Source organism: Frondihabitans sp. OV104, from assembly GCF_057787745.1.
Window position 1 is genome coordinate 617,525 of the sequence record NZ_CM173541.1, and the last position, 17,704, is coordinate 635,228.

17 protein-coding genes are annotated in these 17,704 nt (G+C 71.5%); 10 read left to right on the top strand and 7 right to left on the bottom strand.

Features of this window, described 5'->3' with window-relative positions:
- The first annotated feature begins 11 nt into the window (after nucleotides 1-11).
- Nucleotides 12-1,178 (top strand): PrsW family intramembrane metalloprotease, encoded by a 1,167-nt coding sequence (locus AC3CBB_RS02970; RefSeq protein ID WP_123505995.1) that lies wholly within the window; start codon nucleotides 12-14, stop codon nucleotides 1,176-1,178.
- Nucleotides 1,179-1,255: 77 nt separating this feature from the next.
- Here the strand turns inward: AC3CBB_RS02970 and AC3CBB_RS02975 are convergent, their stop codons facing one another.
- Complete coding sequence (locus AC3CBB_RS02975; RefSeq protein ID WP_488625932.1) at nucleotides 1,256-2,572, bottom strand: MFS transporter; 1,317 nt, start codon at nucleotides 2,570-2,572, stop codon at nucleotides 1,256-1,258.
- Nucleotides 2,573-2,780: 208 nt separating this feature from the next.
- Here AC3CBB_RS02975 and AC3CBB_RS02980 point away from each other — a divergent pair, with 208 nt between their 5' ends.
- The 4 genes from AC3CBB_RS02980 (at nucleotide 2,781) to AC3CBB_RS02995 (ending at nucleotide 6,829) form a co-directional block, all read left to right on the top strand.
- The gene (locus tag AC3CBB_RS02980) at nucleotides 2,781-3,155 is read left to right on the top strand and encodes an FKBP-type peptidyl-prolyl cis-trans isomerase (protein WP_123505993.1); all 375 of its coding nucleotides are present in this window, start codon (nucleotides 2,781-2,783) and stop codon (nucleotides 3,153-3,155) included.
- Entirely contained in the window at nucleotides 3,155-3,997 is an 843-nt protein-coding gene (locus tag AC3CBB_RS02985) for an aldo/keto reductase (protein WP_488625933.1), read from the top strand. Before AC3CBB_RS02980 ends, AC3CBB_RS02985 begins: the two co-directional genes overlap by 1 nt.
- Nucleotides 3,998-4,177: 180 nt before the next feature.
- A complete protein-coding gene (locus AC3CBB_RS02990; protein WP_488626700.1) occupies nucleotides 4,178-6,427 on the top strand; it encodes a UvrD-helicase domain-containing protein in 2,250 nt (749 codons plus the stop codon).
- A gap of 75 nt (nucleotides 6,428-6,502) precedes the next feature.
- On the top strand, nucleotides 6,503-6,829 hold the full coding sequence (locus tag AC3CBB_RS02995) for a nuclear transport factor 2 family protein (protein WP_488625934.1): 327 nt from the start codon (nucleotides 6,503-6,505) through the stop codon (nucleotides 6,827-6,829).
- A gap of 33 nt (nucleotides 6,830-6,862) precedes the next feature.
- Here AC3CBB_RS02995 and AC3CBB_RS03000 read toward each other — a convergent pair whose 3' ends face one another.
- The gene (locus tag AC3CBB_RS03000; protein WP_488625935.1) at nucleotides 6,863-7,873 is read right to left on the bottom strand and encodes a glycoside hydrolase family 6 protein; all 1,011 of its coding nucleotides are present in this window, start codon (nucleotides 7,871-7,873) and stop codon (nucleotides 6,863-6,865) included.
- Between the two features lie 141 nt (nucleotides 7,874-8,014).
- Here AC3CBB_RS03000 and AC3CBB_RS03005 point away from each other — a divergent pair, with 141 nt between their 5' ends.
- Nucleotides 8,015-8,548 carry an adenine phosphoribosyltransferase gene (locus AC3CBB_RS03005; RefSeq protein WP_488625936.1) on the top strand — a complete coding sequence of 178 codons (534 nt, stop codon included), beginning with the start codon at nucleotides 8,015-8,017 and terminating at the stop codon, nucleotides 8,546-8,548.
- Between the two features lie 85 nt (nucleotides 8,549-8,633).
- On the opposite strand, the gene AC3CBB_RS03010 is transcribed toward AC3CBB_RS03005, so the two are convergent.
- Entirely contained in the window at nucleotides 8,634-9,368 is a 735-nt protein-coding gene (locus AC3CBB_RS03010) for a M50 family metallopeptidase (RefSeq protein WP_488625937.1), read from the bottom strand.
- A gap of 178 nt (nucleotides 9,369-9,546) precedes the next feature.
- Here AC3CBB_RS03010 and AC3CBB_RS03015 point away from each other — a divergent pair, with 178 nt between their 5' ends.
- The 4 genes from AC3CBB_RS03015 to AC3CBB_RS03030 all read left to right on the top strand — a co-directional run bounded on the left by AC3CBB_RS03015 (nucleotide 9,547) and on the right by AC3CBB_RS03030 (nucleotide 12,786).
- Nucleotides 9,547-10,323, top strand: coding sequence for a nuclease-related domain-containing protein (locus AC3CBB_RS03015; protein WP_488625938.1), 777 nt, complete (start codon nucleotides 9,547-9,549; stop codon nucleotides 10,321-10,323).
- Between the two features lie 93 nt (nucleotides 10,324-10,416).
- A complete protein-coding gene (locus AC3CBB_RS03020; RefSeq protein WP_488625939.1) occupies nucleotides 10,417-10,899 on the top strand; it encodes a VanZ family protein in 483 nt (160 codons plus the stop codon).
- Nucleotides 10,900-10,986: 87 nt separating this feature from the next.
- The gene (gene rpsO / locus AC3CBB_RS03025; protein ID WP_123505986.1) at nucleotides 10,987-11,256 is read left to right on the top strand and encodes a 30S ribosomal protein S15; all 270 of its coding nucleotides are present in this window, start codon (nucleotides 10,987-10,989) and stop codon (nucleotides 11,254-11,256) included.
- 216 nt (nucleotides 11,257-11,472) lie between these two features.
- Complete coding sequence (locus AC3CBB_RS03030) at nucleotides 11,473-12,786, top strand: MFS transporter (protein WP_199738254.1); 1,314 nt, start codon at nucleotides 11,473-11,475, stop codon at nucleotides 12,784-12,786.
- A gap of 29 nt (nucleotides 12,787-12,815) precedes the next feature.
- Here the strand turns inward: AC3CBB_RS03030 and AC3CBB_RS03035 are convergent, their stop codons facing one another.
- Genes AC3CBB_RS03035 through AC3CBB_RS03050 form a run of 4 tightly spaced genes read right to left on the bottom strand, consistent with a single transcriptional unit; the run spans nucleotide 12,816 to nucleotide 17,620 of the window.
- Nucleotides 12,816-13,613 (bottom strand): hypothetical protein, encoded by a 798-nt coding sequence (locus tag AC3CBB_RS03035; protein WP_488625940.1) that lies wholly within the window; start codon nucleotides 13,611-13,613, stop codon nucleotides 12,816-12,818.
- Nucleotides 13,614-13,623: 10 nt separating this feature from the next.
- Nucleotides 13,624-14,847, bottom strand: a complete 1,224-nt coding sequence (locus AC3CBB_RS03040; RefSeq protein WP_488625941.1) for an acyltransferase — start codon at nucleotides 14,845-14,847, stop codon at nucleotides 13,624-13,626.
- Nucleotides 14,844-16,328 (bottom strand): class I adenylate-forming enzyme family protein, encoded by a 1,485-nt coding sequence (locus AC3CBB_RS03045; protein WP_488625942.1) that lies wholly within the window; start codon nucleotides 16,326-16,328, stop codon nucleotides 14,844-14,846. Before AC3CBB_RS03045 ends, AC3CBB_RS03040 begins: the two co-directional genes overlap by 4 nt.
- A 56-nt stretch (nucleotides 16,329-16,384) precedes the next feature.
- A complete protein-coding gene (locus AC3CBB_RS03050) occupies nucleotides 16,385-17,620 on the bottom strand; it encodes a coiled-coil domain-containing protein (protein WP_488625943.1) in 1,236 nt (411 codons plus the stop codon).
- Between the last annotated feature and the right edge of the window lie 84 nt (nucleotides 17,621-17,704).

Here is a 17,704-nt window from a genome sequence, read left to right on the forward strand (position 1 = left end):
ACGCTCCTCCTATGACAGAGGCGCCTCCCGACCGCGACGCCTGGGTGCCCGTTCCGACGGTGCTGACCCGCCGTCGGCCGTCGGCGAACTTCGCTGCCGTCGCGGTCGCCTTCGTGGTGGTCGCCTGCTTCGCGGTCGCCGTGTTCTTCTACTTCGTGCAGGTCCTGCCGACGCAGGTGCTCGTCATCGGCCTGCTGCTCGCGGCGGTCCCGCTGGTGATCGTGCTGTTCGGCGTGTGGCTCGTCGACCGCTGGGAGCCCGAGCCGCGCATCACCCTCGTGTTCGCGTTCTTCTGGGGAGCCGCCGTGTCGGTCGGCGCGGCCCTGCTCTTCGACTTCGCCGTGCAGACGGTGCAGAGCGTGTTCGGCGGCGGTCAGAGCGACGCGGCCGACGTGCTCGGCGCGGTCGTGCAGGCGCCCGTCGTCGAAGAGACGGCGAAGGGGTTCGGCGTGCTGCTGATCCTCTGGATCTTCCGCAAGCACTTCGACGGCCCGGTCGACGGCGTGGTCTACGCCGCGACCGTGGCGGCGGGCTTCGCGTTCGTCGAGAACATCCAGTACTTCTCGGTGCAGGCCGTCGATCAGGCCTACGGCGGCGAGAGCCTCGCCGGGGTCTTCGTCGTGCGGGCCCTGATGGCGCCGTTCGGCCACATCATCTACACGGCGTGCACGGGCTTCGCGCTCGGGCTGGCCGCTCGCCGCACCGGCGCGGCCGGAGCGATCGGCTACTTCGTGCTCGGCCTCATCCCGGCGATGCTGCTGCACGCCCTCTGGAACGGCGCCCTCGTCGTCGTCGGCGACCGCTTCTTCACGTACTACGTGCTCGTGCAGGTGCCGATCTTCCTCGCCTGCGTCGCCCTCGTCTTCGTGCTCCGCCACCTCGAGCGCCGGGTCACCCGCCTGCGCCTGGCGGAGTACGCCGCCGTCGGCTGGTTCGACCGCGACGAGGTGGCGATGCTGTCGAGCGGACCGGCGCGGCGCCGGGCCCTCCGCTGGGCGAAGTACAACGGCGTCGGTCCGGCGATGCGGGCGTTCGTCTCCGATGCCACCCGCCTGGCCTCGACCCGGCAGAAGATCCTGTCGATGGCGCATGCCCCGGCGGCGCGAGCGGCCGCCCAGGCCGACGAGCAGGAGCTCCTGGCGGCGGTCGCCGCCGAACGCGCGGCGCTCCGCCCCTAGGGCGGCGGCTCGCCGCAGCCGCGTCCCGTCGAGCGTCTCCGGTGGCGCAGGATCGACGGACGCCGGCGAGCCCGGCGCTACGGGGTCGGCTCGAGCGCGTCGTACCGCCGGAACGACGGCTGCACCCGCGCCAGCAGCCCGATGAGCGCGATGATGAGCGCTCCGCCGAGCAGGGGCGGCCACACGGTCCCGGCCACGGCGAGCAGTCCGACGAACAGGTCGCCGATGCGGGGCCCGCCGGTCACCACGACGACGAAGATCCCCTGGAGGCGACCGCGCATGGCGTCGGGCGCGGCCGACTGCAGGATCGTCGACCGGAAGATCGCCGACACGTTGTCCGCGGCGCCCGCGCCGGCGAGCGCCAGTGCGGCGAACGCGAGCGCCGGCAGGTTGGCCGACCAGAAGTCCTCCGTGAGGCCTCCGGCTCCGCGCGGGCCCGAGATCTGGGCGGCGAGCAGGGCGCCGCCGAAGGCGAGGATGCACGCGCCGTAGGCCGTGATGGCCCAGTTGACGGCGGCGCCCTGCTTGCGGACCTGCCCGAGCCGGCCCGAGAAGACGCTGCAGACCAGGGCTCCGACGGCGTAGGCGGCGGTGAGCACGCCGACGGTCACCGCGCCGCCGCCGATCAGCACGGCGCCGACGACGGGGTAGAGCACGCGAGGCTGGCCGAAGGTCATGGCGATGATGTCGACGATGAACGTCATCCGGATGTTGGGGGAGCGGCGCAGGAACCGCACGCCGAACATGAGCGACGACAGTCCGGGCCGCTGCGTCTCGCCCTCCGGCCGGATCGCCGGCAGCGTCAGGATGCCGAGGAAGGCGAACGTGAACAGCACGACGTCGACCGTGTACGTCGCCGGGAAACCCGCGGCGGCCACGAGGATTCCCGCGAGCGCCGGACCGACGGTGAGCTGGACTCCCGTGCCGATTCCGTTCAGCGCCGAGGCCGCGGGGAGCAGCCGCGCGGGCAGGAGCCGCGGGATGATCGCGGCCCTCGACGTCGTGATGATCGTCGCCGCGACGGCGTCGATCGTCGTCAGCAGGTAGAGCAGGCCGACGTTCTCGAGGCCGAGGTAGGCGTGCAGGGCGATGGCCGCCGTGGTCACCCAGGCGACGACGGCGGCGAGGAGCGCGACGAGGCGCCGGTCGAACGCGTCGGCCAGCATGCCGCCGTAGAGGCCGGCCGCGATCATCGGCACGAGCGAGATGACGCCGACGAGGGCGACGGCGAACGTCGACCGGGTGATGTCGTAGATCTCGAGACCGACAGCGACGAGGGTGAGCTGCGCGCCGATGCCCGAGATCGACGAGCCGATCCAGAGTCGGGCGAACGCGGGACTCTCGCGGAGCGGGGAGATGTCGACGAACAGTGTCTTGCGCGGTGTGGTGGTCAAGGGTCCATTCTGACGGATTCGCGCGTCGTCCGTCCGATCGCGTTTGCGCGACGGGTGTCGCAGGCGTAGCCTGCGTGCGTTCGCATCGATGACTCGATCTCGGTGCGGATTCCGATGGGCCGAGCATCCGTCTCCTCGCAGGGAGGAACCGGGCGCTCGGCCCGTCGCCCGTTTCCGGCCGGTCGCCGGATGGTGCTTGACTGGTGGCATGACTCACGACTCATCGACCAAGCCCGAGATCGACGCGCCGGAGGGCCCTGCCCCCTCGCAGCTCGAGAGCACCGACATCACCGTCGGCGACGGCGCCGAGGCGCTCGCCGGCTCCACCGTCAACGTCCACTACGTGGGCGTCGAGTACGACTCCGGCGAGGAGTTCGACTCGTCGTGGGGCCGCGGCGAGGCCATCAACTTCCCGCTCGCGGCTCTCGTGCGCGGCTGGCAGGAGGGCATCCCCGGCATGAAGGTCGGCGGCCGACGCAAGCTCGTGCTCCCGCCCCACCTCGCCTACGGCCCGGCCGGCGGAGGCCACCCGCTCAGCGGCAAGACCCTCATCTTCGTCATCGACCTCCTGGGCGTCAGCTAGTGGCCGAGCCCATCGCGGTTCCCACCCTCGCGCTGAACGACGGGACGGCCTTCCCCGCCGTCGGACTCGGCACCTACAAGCTCAACGGCGACGAAGGCACGGCCGCCGTGCTCTCCGGACTCGAGACCGGCTACCGGATCCTCGACACGGCGCTCAACTACGGCAACGAGGACGCCGTGGGGCGCGCCGTCCGCGAGACCGGCGTGCCGCGCGACGAGATCATCGTCACGTCGAAGCTCCCGGGCCGCCACCACGGCTACGAGGAGGCGCTGGCGAGCTTCGAGGAGACCCGGACGAACCTGGGCCTCGAGCACGTCGACCTGTACCTGATCCACTGGCCGCTACCGCGCATCGACAAGTACGTCGAGTCGTTCAAGGCCTTGAAGAAGCTGCAGGACGACGGGCTGGTCACCAGCATCGGCGTCTCCAACTTCACGAAGGAGCACCTCGAGCGCGTCCGCGACGAGGTCGGCGTCGTGCCGGCCGTGAACCAGGTCGAGCTGCACCCGTACTTCCCGCAGGCGGAGCTCCGGGCGGTCCACGCCGACCTGGGCATCGTGACCGAGAGCTGGAGCCCGATCGGCAAGCAGTCCGAGCTGCTCACCGAGCAGGTCATCCTCGACGTCGCGGCCGCTCACGGCGTGACACCGACGCAGGTCGTCATCCGCTGGCACGTCCAGCTCGGCGCCGTCCCGCTGCCCAAGTCGGGCGACGCCGGACGCCAGCGCGAGAACCTCGACGTCTTCGGCTTCGAGCTGTCCGACGAGGAGGTCGCCCGCATCTCCGGTCTCGAGCGCGGCCGCCTCTGGGACGGCGATCCGCTGACCCACGAGGAGTTCTGACCCCCGAGGAGTTCTGACCGCTCGCACCCTCTGGCCCCGCCGATTCGGCACGTCCCCTCGCACTCTCCAGCGGGGCCGTGCCGATCCGGCGGGGTCCTCCACGTGGGGCGGCTTCCCCTGTCGTCAGATTCGAAGCCGGCGAGTGATTAGAATCGTGTGCTGTCTTTCTCGAGGAGTGCCATCCCGTTGCCATCTGAACTCGACCGTGAACGTGACTACGTCCAGACGCTCTACGAGCGCCTCGACACCCTGAAAGACGAGGCACGAGCAAGGCTCGTCGAGACCCGTCGCGAGATGGTCGGCGGCAACCACCAGAGCCGCAGCGAGCGCGACGCCTACGCGCGCCTCTACGAAGACACCCTCGCGCAGCTGAGCGAGGTCGACGATCGCCTGGCCTTCGGCCGGCTCGAGCTCGAGAAGCCCGACGAGACCACCTCTCCCACGGCCGGCGACGGCGCCTTCCGGTACATCGGCCGCGTGGGGCTGCGCGACACCGACCACCACCCGATCCTGCTCGACTGGCGAGTCCCGGGCGCGAGCGCGTTCTACCAGGCCACGGCGGCGACCCCGATGGGTGCTCGCGCTCGCCGCCACCTCACTCTGAGCGGACGCGCGGTCACCCGCATCGAAGACGAGGTCTTCGACCCGACGCTCCTCGACCGCGGAGACGCGCAGCTGCAGGGCGAGGGCGCTCTCATGGCCGCGCTCACGGCGCAGCGCACCGGCCGCATGACCGACATCGTCGCGACGATCCAGGGCGAGCAGGACCGCATCATCCGCTCCGAGCTCGACGGCATCCTGGTCGTGCAGGGCGGCCCCGGAACAGGCAAGACCGCCGTGGCCCTGCACCGGGCGGCCTATCTGCTGTACTCGCACCGGGAGCGGCTCCGCGGCTCCGGAGTCCTGGTCGTCGGGCCGAGTCGCTCGTTCCTGCGCTACATCGAGCAGGTCCTGCCCTCGCTCGGCGAGAGCGGGGTCGTGCTGTCGAGTCTCGGCGGGCTCTTCCCGGGCGTCGAGGCGACGATCGACGACGCGCCCGACGTGGCTGCGCTGAAGGGGTCGGCGCGCATGGCCGACCTGCTGCGCCGGGCGGTCCGCTCCCGTCAGATCGTGCCGACGGAGCCGGTCGAGGTCGACATCGACGGAGAGCGCATGGTCGTGCAGCCGCAGCTCGTAGCCGAGGCCCTGCGTCGCGCGCAGGACCGCGGCAAGCAGCACAACGTGGGCCGCGTCACCTTCAACAAGCTCGCGATCACGGCGCTGTCCAAGCAGCTCGTGCAGCAGCTCCGTACCCGGGGCACCACCATCGACGAGGCCGACGAGCTGGTGCTGCGCGACGACATCCGCCAGTCGTACGACGTCCGGGTGCTGCTCAACACCGCCTGGCTGCCGCTGTCGCCGCAGAAGCTGCTCGAAGACATCTACGCGCGTCCGAACTGGCTGGCCACCATCACACCGCAGTGGACGCCCGAGCAGCGCGCCCTGCTGCGTCGCCCCCGCGGCGAGGCGATGACCATCAGCGACGTGCCGCTGCTCGACGAGGCCGCCGAGCTGCTCGGCGAGTTCGACGCCGTCGCCGACGCCGACAAGCGCGCCCGCAAGCAGCAGCAGAAGCGCGACATCGAGAACGCCGAGCGCGCGATCGAGAACATGCAGGTCGAGGGCATGGTGACGGCCTCCGACATCGCGGGCAACTTCGCCGAGCGCGCCGCGTCGATGACCACCGCCGAGCGCGCCGCCGACGATCGCACCTGGGCCTACGGACACGTGGTGGTGGATGAGGCGCAGGAACTCAGCCCCATGCAGTGGAGGCTCCTCGCCAGGCGCTGCCCGCTCCGCTCCTTCACCGTCGTCGGCGACATCGCCCAGGCGTCGTCGCCCGCGTCGGCCGACTCGTGGGAGCGCGCGATCCAGAGCCTCCTCGGCCGGCGTCGGCGCGAGGGCGCGTGGCGCCTCGAAGAGCTCACCGTCAACTACCGCACGCCCAGCCAGATCGTCGAGTACGCCGAGGCGGAGGCCCGCAGCACCGGCCTCCGGATCACGCCGAGCCGCTCGGTGCGCGCGAGCGAGTGGCCGGTGCGCGAGACCCGCTCGTCCGATGCGGCCGCCGGGGTCGTCGAGGCCGTGACGACCGACCGAGAAATCGACAGCGCCGGCACCCTCGCCGTCATCGCGCCGCCCGAGGTCGTGCCCGCGCTCGTCGAGGCGCTCGACGCCGCGTTCCCAGGGCTCGTCGCGCCCGGCACCTCGTCGCTGACGACGCCCATCAGCGTGCTCAGCCCGGCGACGTCGAAGGGTCTCGAGTTCGACTCGGTCGTGGTCGTGTCGCCGTCGCGCATCCTCGCGCTGTCGTCGCGCGGCAACGCATCGCTGTACGTGGCGATGACGCGGCCGACGCAGCGCCTGACGGTCGTCGACCTCGACGTCTGACGACGGGCGGCCCGACGTGTCTCGGCCCGGGGGCACGGCTGGAGCCCACCGGCGGCGGCCGTGGTTCGATGGGGCATGACCGTCGCGACCCCGTCAGCCATCCACTCGTTCATCGACACGACCAACCGTGAAGACGACACGGGGTTTCTGGCGTGCTTCGCCGACGACGCGACGCTCGACGACTGGGGCCGCGTGTTCCACGGCCGCGACGGCATCGCGCGCTGGAACGAGTCCGACAACATCGGCAAGCACTCCCGGTTCGACGTGGTCGAGGTCGCCGCGGGGTCGTCGGCCGACGAGTTCGTCGTGACGGTCGACGTGTCGGGCGACGGCTACAACGGCGTCGGCACCATGACGTTCGTGCTCGCCGGCGAGCGGGTGAAGTCGCTGACGATCACGTAGACCCCGCGACGCTGTCGACTCCCGCGCCCGTTGCTACTTCGCGCGGTGCTTCACCAGCGCCAGCGCGTACTTCTGCCACCACGTGCCCGCGGTCGGGCCGCCGTTGCAGGTGCCGTCGCTCGCGCCCGGCGTCTTGATCCAGAGCAGCGCGTCGACCTTCGACCTGCCTGAGGCGACTCGCGGCGTCACGCCGAGTCCGGCTCCGGTGGGGTTGCACCAGGTGCCCTTCCAGCCCTGGCCGTTGCGCGACGTGTCGATCACGAAGTGCGATCCGCCGGTGAGCTTCGACACGGTGAGGCCGTACGCCTTCTCGTCGGCGGTGGGGTAGAAGTTCGACACGTTGGTCGAGAAGCCCCGCGCCTCGGCGATGCCGGCCTGCTCCAGGCGGTCGGCCATGACGGCCGGGTCGACCCAGTGCGAGTTGCCCGCGTCGATGTAGGTGGTCACGCCCGCTGCGGCGAAGTCCGTGACGGCCGCCTTGATGAGGGGCAGTCGCACCGACGCCGTGCCGGGGCAGTTGCTGATCATCGCGAGCGCGTCCGGCTCGACGATGACGGTGGCGCGGTGCCCGTTCAGAGCCGTGGCGATCGTCTGGTTCCAGGTGCCGTACTCGTCGGCAGTGAGCCCGCCGGCCGAGTAGTCGCCGCAGTCGCGGTCCGGGATCGCGTAGGTGACGAAGGTCGGCGTGCGCTTCGCCTTCTCAGCGCTCGCCAGCGACTTCGCGACGACGGTCTTCAGCTGCGCGTCGGAGTACCAGTCGCCCAGCCACAGTGCCACCGGCTGCGACGAGATCTTCTTGATGGCTGCCGCCTCGGTCGTCTTCTTCGCTTTCGCGAGCCCGGCGTACATGGAGGCCGCCTTGGTGTCGGGGTGCACCGCGAGGCCGCCGGGGTAGAGCGTCGACGGCTTGGCGGCCTGGATCTGCGCGACCGTGAGCGGCTTGGCCGTGCTCGCAGCGCCGGCGGGCGCACCCAGGAGCAGAGCGCTCGACAGGGCGATGACAGCCGCCGAGACGGCCACGAGTGTCGCGTGGTGCGGTGCCATCGTTCCCCCGAGTCGCGGTCGTGGGAGCCCTCTGCGCTCCGGATCGACCGTGAGATCCACTCCAGCAGGAACTCCGCCCACCCGGGAGCGCCCATTCGGGGGCGGCGGCCACCCCACTCCTGGGGCCGCTACCGTAAAGGCATGTCTGACGCCTCCGACCTCGTCGACCGCCTGACGGCCGTCGTCGAGGACTTCCCGAAACCCGGCATCCTCTTCCGCGACGTGACGCCGGTGTTCGCCGACGCCGAGGGCTTCGCCGCCGTCTGCGTTGCGCTCGCCGAGCCGTTCGAGGGCGGGTTCGCCGCAGTGGCCGGCATCGAGGCGCGCGGGTTCGCACTCGCCGGGGGCATCGCCGCGCAGACCGGGACGGGCGTCCTCACCGTGCGGAAGGCGGGCAAGCTTCCCGGCGAGGTGCTCAGCGAGAGCTACGCGCTCGAGTACGGCGAGGCGTCGATCGAGCTCCGCCCCGGCCAGCTGCCCGCGGGGTCGCGCGTGCTCGTCGTCGACGACGTCCTGGCCACCGGCGGCACGGCCGAGGCCTCGATCACGCTGCTCGAGCGCGCCGGGTACGAGGTCGTCGGCATCGCCGTGCTGCTCGAGCTCGACGGGCTCGACGGTCGCGCGCGCCTCGACGGCCGCGTGCCGGTGCACGCTCTCTCATCCGCCCCGGCCTAGCCGCCGCCCGGCGGCCCGACCCCCGTCGGCGGCAGGAGACCGCCGCCGTGGCGGGGATCGTCCGCCGCCGCTGCGGGTGTGCGCCCTACAGCCCGGCGGGCACGGTCAGCACGCCGGCCGGCACCAGCATCCACGCGTCGGCGATCGCGCAGACCACGGCGACGAGCACGTACACGAACACCCAGAACAGGCCGGGGATGCGCGTCAGCCGGGCGAGCTGGTCGGCGTCGGACTGCCCCGATCTCGTGCGGCGGCGGCTGGTCTGGAGTTCCAGCGCCGCTCGGAGGGCACCCAGCCCGAGCACGACGGTGAGCACGTGCCCGAAGACGAGCTGCCACTCGGTGGGCGCGAACCAGGTGACGCCGAAGACGATGGCCGCTCCGACGAGGATCACCCACAGCCCGAACCAGTTGCGGATCTGCACGAGCATCAGCGCGAGCACCAGCAGGAGCGACCAGAGAAGGCCCGCCGAGTAGCCGCGGCTGAGCATCCACGAGGCTCCGAGCGCCGCGAGTGCGGGGGCCGTGTAGCCGGCCAGCAGGGTCATGACCATGCCCGGCCCGGTCCGCGGACCCTTCGAGACGGTCAGGCCGGAGGTATCGGAGTGCAGCCGGATACCGGTCAGCCGCCGCCCGGTCACGACGGCGGCGAGACCGTGGCCGCCCTCGTGGACGACGGTGACGGCATGCCGCACGGTGTGCCACGTCGCCGGGAGCAGCACCAGGACGGCGCCGACCACGAGGGAGCCGAGCAGCAGCGGGAGGCCGAGCGGCTCGGAGGTCTGGGTGACGCGCGACCAGAGCGCAGCAAGGAAGTCCACCCGCCAAGCGTAGGGATGCCCCCTGACAATCGATAAAGCACCGGCCGCCCGCCCCCCATGCCGCTGTTGTGCCCCGAAACGTACCCTGGCCCCCCAACTGGCGATTCCGCCGCGTCGGCGGTGCCGATTACCGTTCGAGGACCGCCGCCGACCCGCGCAGTGCTTCCGAGAGGCCCGCATGACCATCCCCGCACCGACCCGCGACGCAGCCACCGCCGTCCCGGTGGAGGCGGCGCCGGCGAAGCCGCTCGACCGGCTCTGGTCGGGCCACTCGGGCCGCCCGCCGCGCGGCCCGCTCGCCCGGGTGCTCGGTGCGTCGCCGATCAGCCCCGCCGACCGCTCCGCCTTCACCGCGGCGCTCGCCGAGGCTCAGGTCGCCGAGCGCCTGCGCACCCTGGCCGTGTCGGGCAGGTCGTGGCGGGTGCTCCACGGCGTCCCGGTCGGCGGCTCCGAGATCGACCACCTCGTCATCGGCCCCGCCGGAGTCTTCGCGATCACCGTCGGCTCTCCGGGTGACGCCGAGGGTGCGTCCGCTCTGCTCTCCCACGCACTGGGCCGCCCGATCGCCGTGTCGGGCGTCGTCGTCGCCACGAGCCCGCGCCGGCAGACCGCGATCCCGGGGGCGCAGGAACTGCCCGCCGCCACCGCGGTCTCCGCCGCGCGCCTGGCCTCCTCCCTGCGCGGCCTCCGTCCGGTCCTCTCCGTCGACGAGGTGCGCGAGATCACCCGGGCCGCCCTCCGGCCCCGCACCTGGCGCACCCGGCCGCTGGCGGCACCGGCCGCGCCCGCTCGGCCCGTCCCGGCGCGCGACGACCTGCACGCCTGGTTCGGCCGCGTCCGCACCGAGGTCGCCGCCGCCCGCCGGGTGCAGACCGCGTGGGCGCTGGGCGGCTGCGGCGCCATCGTCGCGCTCGCCGCCTCCGGCCCGGCGCTCGCCCAGTCCGTGCTGGGCTGAGACGGTCTCTGCCGGGCTCGCCGCAGCTCCTGCTCGGCTGACACCCCGGCGCCTGGCGGGTGCCGCCCAGGTGCCGTGCCTCACCATGGTCGGATGCGCTTCCGTCCGTGGCTCCTCGTCGTGACCGTCCTGTACCTGATGGCCGTCGCGTGGATGACCCTGCGTCCCGACGTCTACGGGCACCGCACGTCCGAGCTGCTGTGGCGGGCCCTCGACGAGTTCGGCCGTCACGGCTCGACGAGCTGGATCACGTTCTCGGTGGTCGAGTCGGTGTCGAACGCCGTGATGTTCGTGCCGCTGGGCTTCTTCCTGGCGCTGTTCTTCCCGAAGAGGCTGTTCGTCCTCGCCGTCGGGCTGTGCGCGCTGCTGTCGTACGGCATCGAGACCTATCAGGGCGCGTTCCTGTCGACGCGGGTCAGCGATCCGGCCGACGTCCTGCACAACACCCTCGGCGGCCTGGTCGGGGTCCTGATCGCGCTGGTGCTCCGCCTGCTCCTCCTGCCGTTCGCCTCGCTGGGCCGCCGGCCAGCCGGGCGGGCGTCCAGTCGCCGTCGCGCCGCCGGACTGGTACGCTAGGCAGGTCGCCGTCCAACGGCCGCGGATAAAGAGAGCCCACGCATCAGGCGTCGGGCGCCGCGCAACGACTGACAAGGGGATCCACCTATGGCACTTGCACCCGAAGTGAAGACTGCGATCATCGAAGAGTACGCGACCCACCCGGGCGACACGGGTTCCCCCGAGGTCCAGGTGGCCGTGCTCACGCAGCGCATCAAAGACCTGACCGAGCACCTCAAGGAGCACAAGCACGACCACCACTCGCGTCGTGGTCTGCTGCTCCTCGTCGGCCAGCGCCGTCGTCTGCTGGGCTACCTCAGCAACGTCGACATCAGCCGCTACCGTGCGCTCATCGAGCGCCTCGGCCTGCGTCGCTAGTGCGTCTGCATCGATAACTGAAGCAGAGTCCTCAGAGGCTCACACTCTTCACTGAACGGCCCGCCCTCTCCGGAGCGCGGGCCGTTCTTTTTTATCTCCATTCCGAGTTCCTGCGTTTCTCATAGGATCCTCATCGGGGGCTGCGACACAGTCGATACATCTGCATACAGGGAATGCGGAGTACAACGAGCTGACGACCCGAAGGTGACCACCCGAATGAGCCTGACCACTGAAGAGCCCGCCAAGGTGAAGGCGACCCCGATGCGCGGGCGCGTGCGCGGCAAGGTGGTCATCCTGCTGTGCGTCATGTACGCGATCTCGTACATCGACCGCACCAACATCTCGACGGCGCTGCCTGACATCAAGGCCGACCTGTCGCTCACCGACACGCAGCTCGGCATCGTCGTAGCGGCATTCTCGATCCCGTACGCGCTGCTGCAGATCTTCGGCGGCCGCCTCGGCGAGAAGTTCGGGGCGCGCAAGGCCCTCTTCGTCATCGCGATCCTGTGGGGGATCGCCACGCTCGCGACGGGCATGTCGGTCGGCTTCTGGTCGCTGTTCATCGCCCGCCTCGTGCTCGGCTTCAGCGAGTCGGCGGCGTTCCCGACGGCGACCAGCGCCATGACGCGCTGGGTGCCGGCCGACCGCAACGGCTTCGTGCAGGGCGTCGTGCACTCCGCCTCCCGCCTCGGCAATGCCGCCGCGCCCCTGATCGTCGCCTACCTCATCGTCGCCTTCGGCTCGTGGCGCGAGATGTTCTTCATCCTCGGCGGCATCAGCGTGCTGTGGGGGATCGTCTGGTACTTCTACTTCCGCAACCGCCCCGACGAGCACAAGAGCATCACCAAGGTCGAGCTGGAGGAGATGCCCGACCGTCCCAAGAGCGCCATCGCGCCTCCCGTGCCGTGGAAGCGCCTCGCCCGCACGATCCTGCCGGTCACCTTCGTCGACTTCGGCTACGGCTGGACCCTGTGGGTGTTCCTGACCTGGCTGCCCTCCTTCCTCGGCGACAGCTACGGCCTCAAGCTCACGACCTTCGCCCTCTTCACCTCGCTCGTCCTGCTCGGCGGCGTGGTCGGCGACACGTTCGGCGGCATGATGAGCGACGCGTTCTTCCGCCGCTCGCGCGACATGCGCACGGCCCGCCGCAACACGCTCATGATCGGCCTCATCGGGTCGGGGATCTGCCTCGTGCCGGTGTTCGTGTTCCACAGCCTGCCTGTCGCGATCGTCTCGCTGACCCTGTCGTTCTTCTTCCTCGAGCTCTGCAACGCCGTGCTCTGGGCGATCCCGATGGACACCGCCCCCGAGTGGTCGGGCACGGCCTCGGGCATGATGAACACCGGCTTCGGCATCGCCGGGATCTTCTCGCCCATCGTGTTCGGCGCCCTCGTCGACGCGACAGGCTGGCAGTGGCCGTTCGTCGCCTCGATCGTGCTCCTCGCGGCCGCCGCGTTCGTGGCCTGGCGCATGAACCCGCAGCGCATCTCGTCGACCGACGGTCTCGCGAGGCAGCCGAAGCTCGCCTAGGCCGCGGCGCAGGTGAGTGCGGTCGAGCGTCAGCTCCGGGTCACCGTCGCCGTGACGGTACCGGCACGCCAGCTGGCGGTGAAGCCGCTCTCGTCGAGCGTGATGCCCAGGGCGACGAAGGCCCCGACGTCGGCGCACGAAGTCGATCCGGGGCTGCCGTCGGGCGCCGAGACGCCGTCGTACGCGACCAGGCAGTAGCCGCCGCCCGCGTCGTCGGAACGCGCCACCCACAGTCGCCGGTCGCCGGTCGCCGTGGCCACCAGGCGCGTCGACGAGCGGAGGAAGCCGCTGAGGCCGGCTGCGGCCGGGAGGGCGTCGCCCTTCGTCGCCGGCGTCCTCAGCAGGATCTCGGCCGCCAGGATCGTCCGCCGCGAGTTGGCAGCGACCGCCGGATCGGACGCCTCGTCGCCGCCCCCGCCGAGCGTCGCGATGGGGGCGGCGGTCGCGCCAGCCGGTACGGCGGGCTGCGCCTGCTCCCGACCCCGGGCCAGGCCGAAACCCGCGACGCCGCCCATCACGAGCACCACCCCGACAGCGATCGCTGCCCGGGCCACCCGTCTCGGCCGGGCCGCGTCACTCGTCTGGGCCCCGCCTCTCGTCTGGGACCCGTCTCTCGTCTGGGCCCCGTCTCCCGTCTGGGGCGCAGGAACTCCCTCCGGCACCCCCGCCGACAGCCCTTCGGCCGCGTCGTCCCTCCGCCGCAGCTCGCGCACGGCCGCCGCGCTCGCCTCGGCGTCCGTCTCGGGCCCGAAGGCGTCGCGCTCGAGCGCCGCGCGCGTCCGGTCGTCGTCGCCCTCGGCCTCGCCCGCCGTGCTGCCGTCGCTCACGCGAGGGAGTCTAGGCCGTCGGCGCCTTCTTCTTCGCACCGGGGTGCAGCCCGTGGAACGGGCGCCCGGTGAGCGCCAGCGAGGCCGGAGTGCGGCGCAGGATCTCGACGAGCGCCACGGTGCCGATCACCACGAGCACGTAGAGCACGACGCTGAGCCACGGCGACGGGATCGCGTGCTTCAGCCAGCCGTCGCCGGCCAGAAGCAGGATCCAGATCAGGAACGGGTGGGCCAGGAAGATGCCGAACGACCGGTCGGACGCCGTGTCGACGAGCCGGGCCATCCGAGACGTGGCCACCCGCCGGTCGGCCCACTTCGTGCCGAGCGCGAGGAAGGCCAGCGCGATCGGGATCGACCAGACGATCACCACCGGCTGCAGCGCCTGCACGGCGTCGACGGCGCTCTGGCCGATGCCGAGGTTGATCACGTACACCGCGATCGACAGCACCGCGCCGGCCACGGTCAGCAGCCCGATCAGCCGCCGGTGGCCGCGCACCCAGGCGAGGAACCCGTCGACATGGTCGGCGGCGACCGCCCCGGCGATGATCAAGAACTGGTAGCTCCAGAACTCGATCCGGCTGTAGCTGTTAAACCAGTCGGTCGCGGCCGGGAAGTACTGGTAGCTGCCGGTGAGCAGCAGCTCGACGGCGAGCGAGACTCCGAGCAGCGTCCAGTGATGCCCCCGGGTCTTCCGGATCAGCCACACGACGACCGGCAGCAGCAGGTACACCTGCATCGTCACGAGCAGGAAGTACAGGTGGTACCACGCGCCGCCGGTGTAGAGGTCGTGCCAGAAGGCCGCGAGCCAGTCGAGCAGGGTGACCCCGTCGGGCTTCACGATCCACGCGAGAGCGTCGTAGACGAGAGACCACGTCACGTACGGCACGATGACGAGCAGGAAGCGCTTCGGCCAGAACTCGCGCAGCGGCCGCGGCTTCGTCAAGAACGAGTAGACGAGCACGAAGGCCGTCAGCGCGAAGAACACCTCGCGGGTGAAGTGCACGAGGATGAGGAAGCCGTTCTGCACGAGCTGGTCGGACGCATCGATCGCGTGGCTCACCGTGTGCACGGCGATGACGCAGACGAAGGTCAGGATGCGCAGGATGTCGACCTCGTAGAGATGCCGACGCCGTCCCGATGGGGCCGCTGCCGGCGGGGCCGTCGGCGCCTCGGGCATCGCGTCTTCCCGGCGCCCGGCCTCGTCGGGCGCCGCCCCGGCCTGCGACGTGGTCACGCGTTCGACGTGCCCGCGACCATGTCGCGGGTGCGATTGCGCTGCACCTTGCCGGTCGGCGTGCGCGGCAGGTCATCGACGACGGTGATCTCCAGGGGCCGCTTGAAGCGGGGCAGCTCGGCGTCGCAGCGCGTCGTGAGATCGGCGACGAGCGAGGCGCGGACGTCGTCCGGCAGCTCGAGGTCGGCCGGGATGACGTAGGCGACCGGGACCGATCCGAGGATCGGGTCGGGCCGGGCGACGACGACGGCCTCGCGGACGCGTGCGTCTTCGAGCAGGACGTCTTCGACCTCGGCGGGGTAGACCTTCTCGCCGCCGCGGTTGATGACGTCGTCGGTCCGGCCGGCGAGGTAGACCCAGCCGTCGTCGTCGAGGTGCCCCAGGTCGCCGGTGCGCAGCCAGCCGTCGTCGTCGAAGCGGTCGGCGGCCCGGCCCTCGAAGTACGCGGTCACGACGCCGGGCCCGCGGATCCAGAGCTCGCCGATCTCGCCTGCGGGCAGCGCTGCGCCGTCGGCATCCCGAGGCTGCACCTCGTCGCCGACCGGGAGGCCGACCGAGCCTGGCCGGGGCTCCTGGCCGAGCGGGGTCGCGGTGATCTGGCTGGCCCCCTCGGTCATGCCGTAGCTGACGATCATCGGGATGCCGGCGAATGCGGTGCGGACGGCCTCAGGCAGCGCGCTCGACGCGCTGCGGACGAACCGCAGGCCCTCGGGCGGCACGGCCGGGCCGGACTTCGCCAGCACAGCGAGGATCGCCGGCACGGCGTTCAGCCAGGTGATGCGCCGCTCGGCGAGGAGCTCCCAGAAGCCGGTGCGGTGGAACCGCTGGTCGAGCACCAGCGTCGCGCCGGCGACCAGCGTCGAGAGCAGGCCGACGACCTCGGCGTTCACGTGGAAGAGGGGCAGCGAGCTGAAGCCGCGGTCGGCGGCGGTCAGGCCGTTGTGCTCGGCGATGGCGCGCGCGACGAAGAGCAGCTGCTGCTCGTCGAGCTCGACGCCCTTCGGCTGGCCGGTCGAACCCGACGTGAAGAGGATGACGGAGCCCGGGCTCTCGGCAGTCGTCAGCGGCTCGGAGGCCGCGGCGGGGGAGCCCGCCGGGGCGAGGGTCGCGGCGTCGGGGCGGATCAGCACGACGTCGGCCTCGCCCGGCTCGGCGCGATCGGTGACGATCGCCTCGCAGGAGCCGAGCCCGACGGCTTTGAGGATCTCGCCCCAGGTGCCGCCCGGGTTCACCGGGACTCCGCGGCGGCCCGAGGCCACCACCGACAGGTGGGCGACGGCGAACGACAGCGGATCGGCGACATCGAGCACGACAGTCGCTCCGGGGGAGACCGAGTCGGCGTCGAAGGCCGCTGCCCACTCGCCGACGAGGCGACCCAGGTCGCCGAACGTGACGGTGCGCTCGGACCGGGCGTCCTCCAGGTAGGCGGAGGAGGGCGTCTCAGCGGCACGCGACCGGATCAGCGATGCGAGGGTGTCCATCCGCTCAGATTAGACGCGGACCCTATGACACGCCTATGCCGGTGCCGGTGCCGGTATCAATACCAGTTGTGCGCGACCTCGTGCGACCAGGCGCCGCACGGAGAGCCGTAGACCGACTTGATGTAGCCGAGGCCCCAGGTGATCTGGGTGCGGTAGCTGGTCTGCCAGTCGAGGCCGGCCGACGAGAGCTTGATGGCGGGCAGGGCCTGCGGAATGCCGTAGGCGCCGCTGGAGACGTTCAGCGCGCTGGTGCGCCAGCCGGACTCCTGGTTCCAGAGGGAGACCAGGCACGACATCTCGGACGACGCCCACCCGTACGACGGCAGCGCGCCGCGGGCGTAGGCCTGGGCGCCGGCAGGGTCGTCGACCACGCCGGATCCGAGGGATCCGCCGGACGATCCGCCGGAGCCTCCCGACGACACCGGCGTCCCGCCCGATCCCGACGATCCGGCGTCTCCGGAGCTCGACCCCGAGCCGGACGCGCCGGAGCCGGACGACCCCGAGGCGGTCTGCTCCTGAGCGGCGGCCGCGGCGGCAGCCCGGGCGTCCGCGGCCTTCTTGGCCTGGGCGGCGGCGTATGCGGCCTTGGCGGCCACGCCCTGGCGGTACCTCTTCTCGAGCGACGCCGTCGTGTCGTTGAGCGAGGCGAGCTGCGCGTAGAGGGTCTTCTGGTGGGCGGTAGCCGAGGCGACCTCGTCGTCAGCCGCCTGCTGCGCCGTCTGGGCACTCGCCAGGGTGCTGGCGGCTTTGCTCGCCAGGGTGTCGCGCTCGTCGGCCGCGACCTTCGCCTGGGCTTCGAGCGACGACACCGACCTGCTTGCCACGGTCGCCTGGTCGAGCACGGTCTGCCACTGGGTGGTCAGCTGCGAGAGGGCCCCGAGCTTGTACAGGGTCTTGTCGGCGTCCGTCCCGGTCAGGAGCTGGCTGTCGAGCGACGACCCGCCGATCCGGTAGAGGTGCGCGGCCAGCTGGCCCGCCTCCTGATGGGCCTCGTCGGCCTTCTTCTTCTGCGACGACACCTGAGCGGCCAGCGCCGATGCCTGCGCCTTCGCGACCGCGAGCTTCTGCTGGGCGGTGGAGTTCGCGGCGTCGGCCTTCAGCGCAGCCTCGCTGGCAGTCGCGGCCGTGCTCTCGAGCGAGTCGAGAGAGGAGGTGATCGTCTGCACCTGCCGCTTGGTGGCGCTCGCGTCGCCCTTGGCGGCCTCGACCTCGGACCATGTCGGGTACGCCGACGCCGACAGGGGGGCGATCAGGACGCCGCACGCGATGAGCACCACGGCGGCACCGCTCACGGCTGCCAGACCCCGGTTCCGGGGCGTGCGAGAAGGGCGCATGAAGCCGACTGTACTGCGAATCACACGAGTAACACCAGTAAC

Bases quoted from the DNA above. Each gene is read 5' to 3' on its own strand.
- AC3CBB_RS03020 (WP_488625939.1), top strand. From the start codon at position 10,417: ATGCGCTTCCGTCCGTGGCTCCTCGTCGTGACCGTCCTGTACCTGATG.
- rpsO (WP_123505986.1), top strand. From the start codon at position 10,987: ATGGCACTTGCACCCGAAGTGAAGACTGCGATCATCGAAGAGTACGCG.
- AC3CBB_RS03015 (WP_488625938.1), top strand. From the start codon at position 9,547: ATGACCATCCCCGCACCGACCCGCGACGCAGCCACCGCCGTCCCGGTG.
- AC3CBB_RS02995 (WP_488625934.1), top strand. From the start codon at position 6,503: ATGACCGTCGCGACCCCGTCAGCCATCCACTCGTTCATCGACACGACC.
- AC3CBB_RS03030 (WP_199738254.1), top strand. From the start codon at position 11,473: ATGAGCCTGACCACTGAAGAGCCCGCCAAGGTGAAGGCGACCCCGATG.
- AC3CBB_RS03000 (WP_488625935.1), bottom strand. From the start codon at position 7,873: ATGGCACCGCACCACGCGACACTCGTGGCCGTCTCGGCGGCTGTCATC.
- AC3CBB_RS02970 (WP_123505995.1), top strand. From the start codon at position 12: ATGACAGAGGCGCCTCCCGACCGCGACGCCTGGGTGCCCGTTCCGACG.
- AC3CBB_RS03005 (WP_488625936.1), top strand. From the start codon at position 8,015: ATGTCTGACGCCTCCGACCTCGTCGACCGCCTGACGGCCGTCGTCGAG.
- AC3CBB_RS03045 (WP_488625942.1), bottom strand. From the start codon at position 16,328: ATGGACACCCTCGCATCGCTGATCCGGTCGCGTGCCGCTGAGACGCCC.
- AC3CBB_RS02980 (WP_123505993.1), top strand. From the start codon at position 2,781: ATGACTCACGACTCATCGACCAAGCCCGAGATCGACGCGCCGGAGGGC.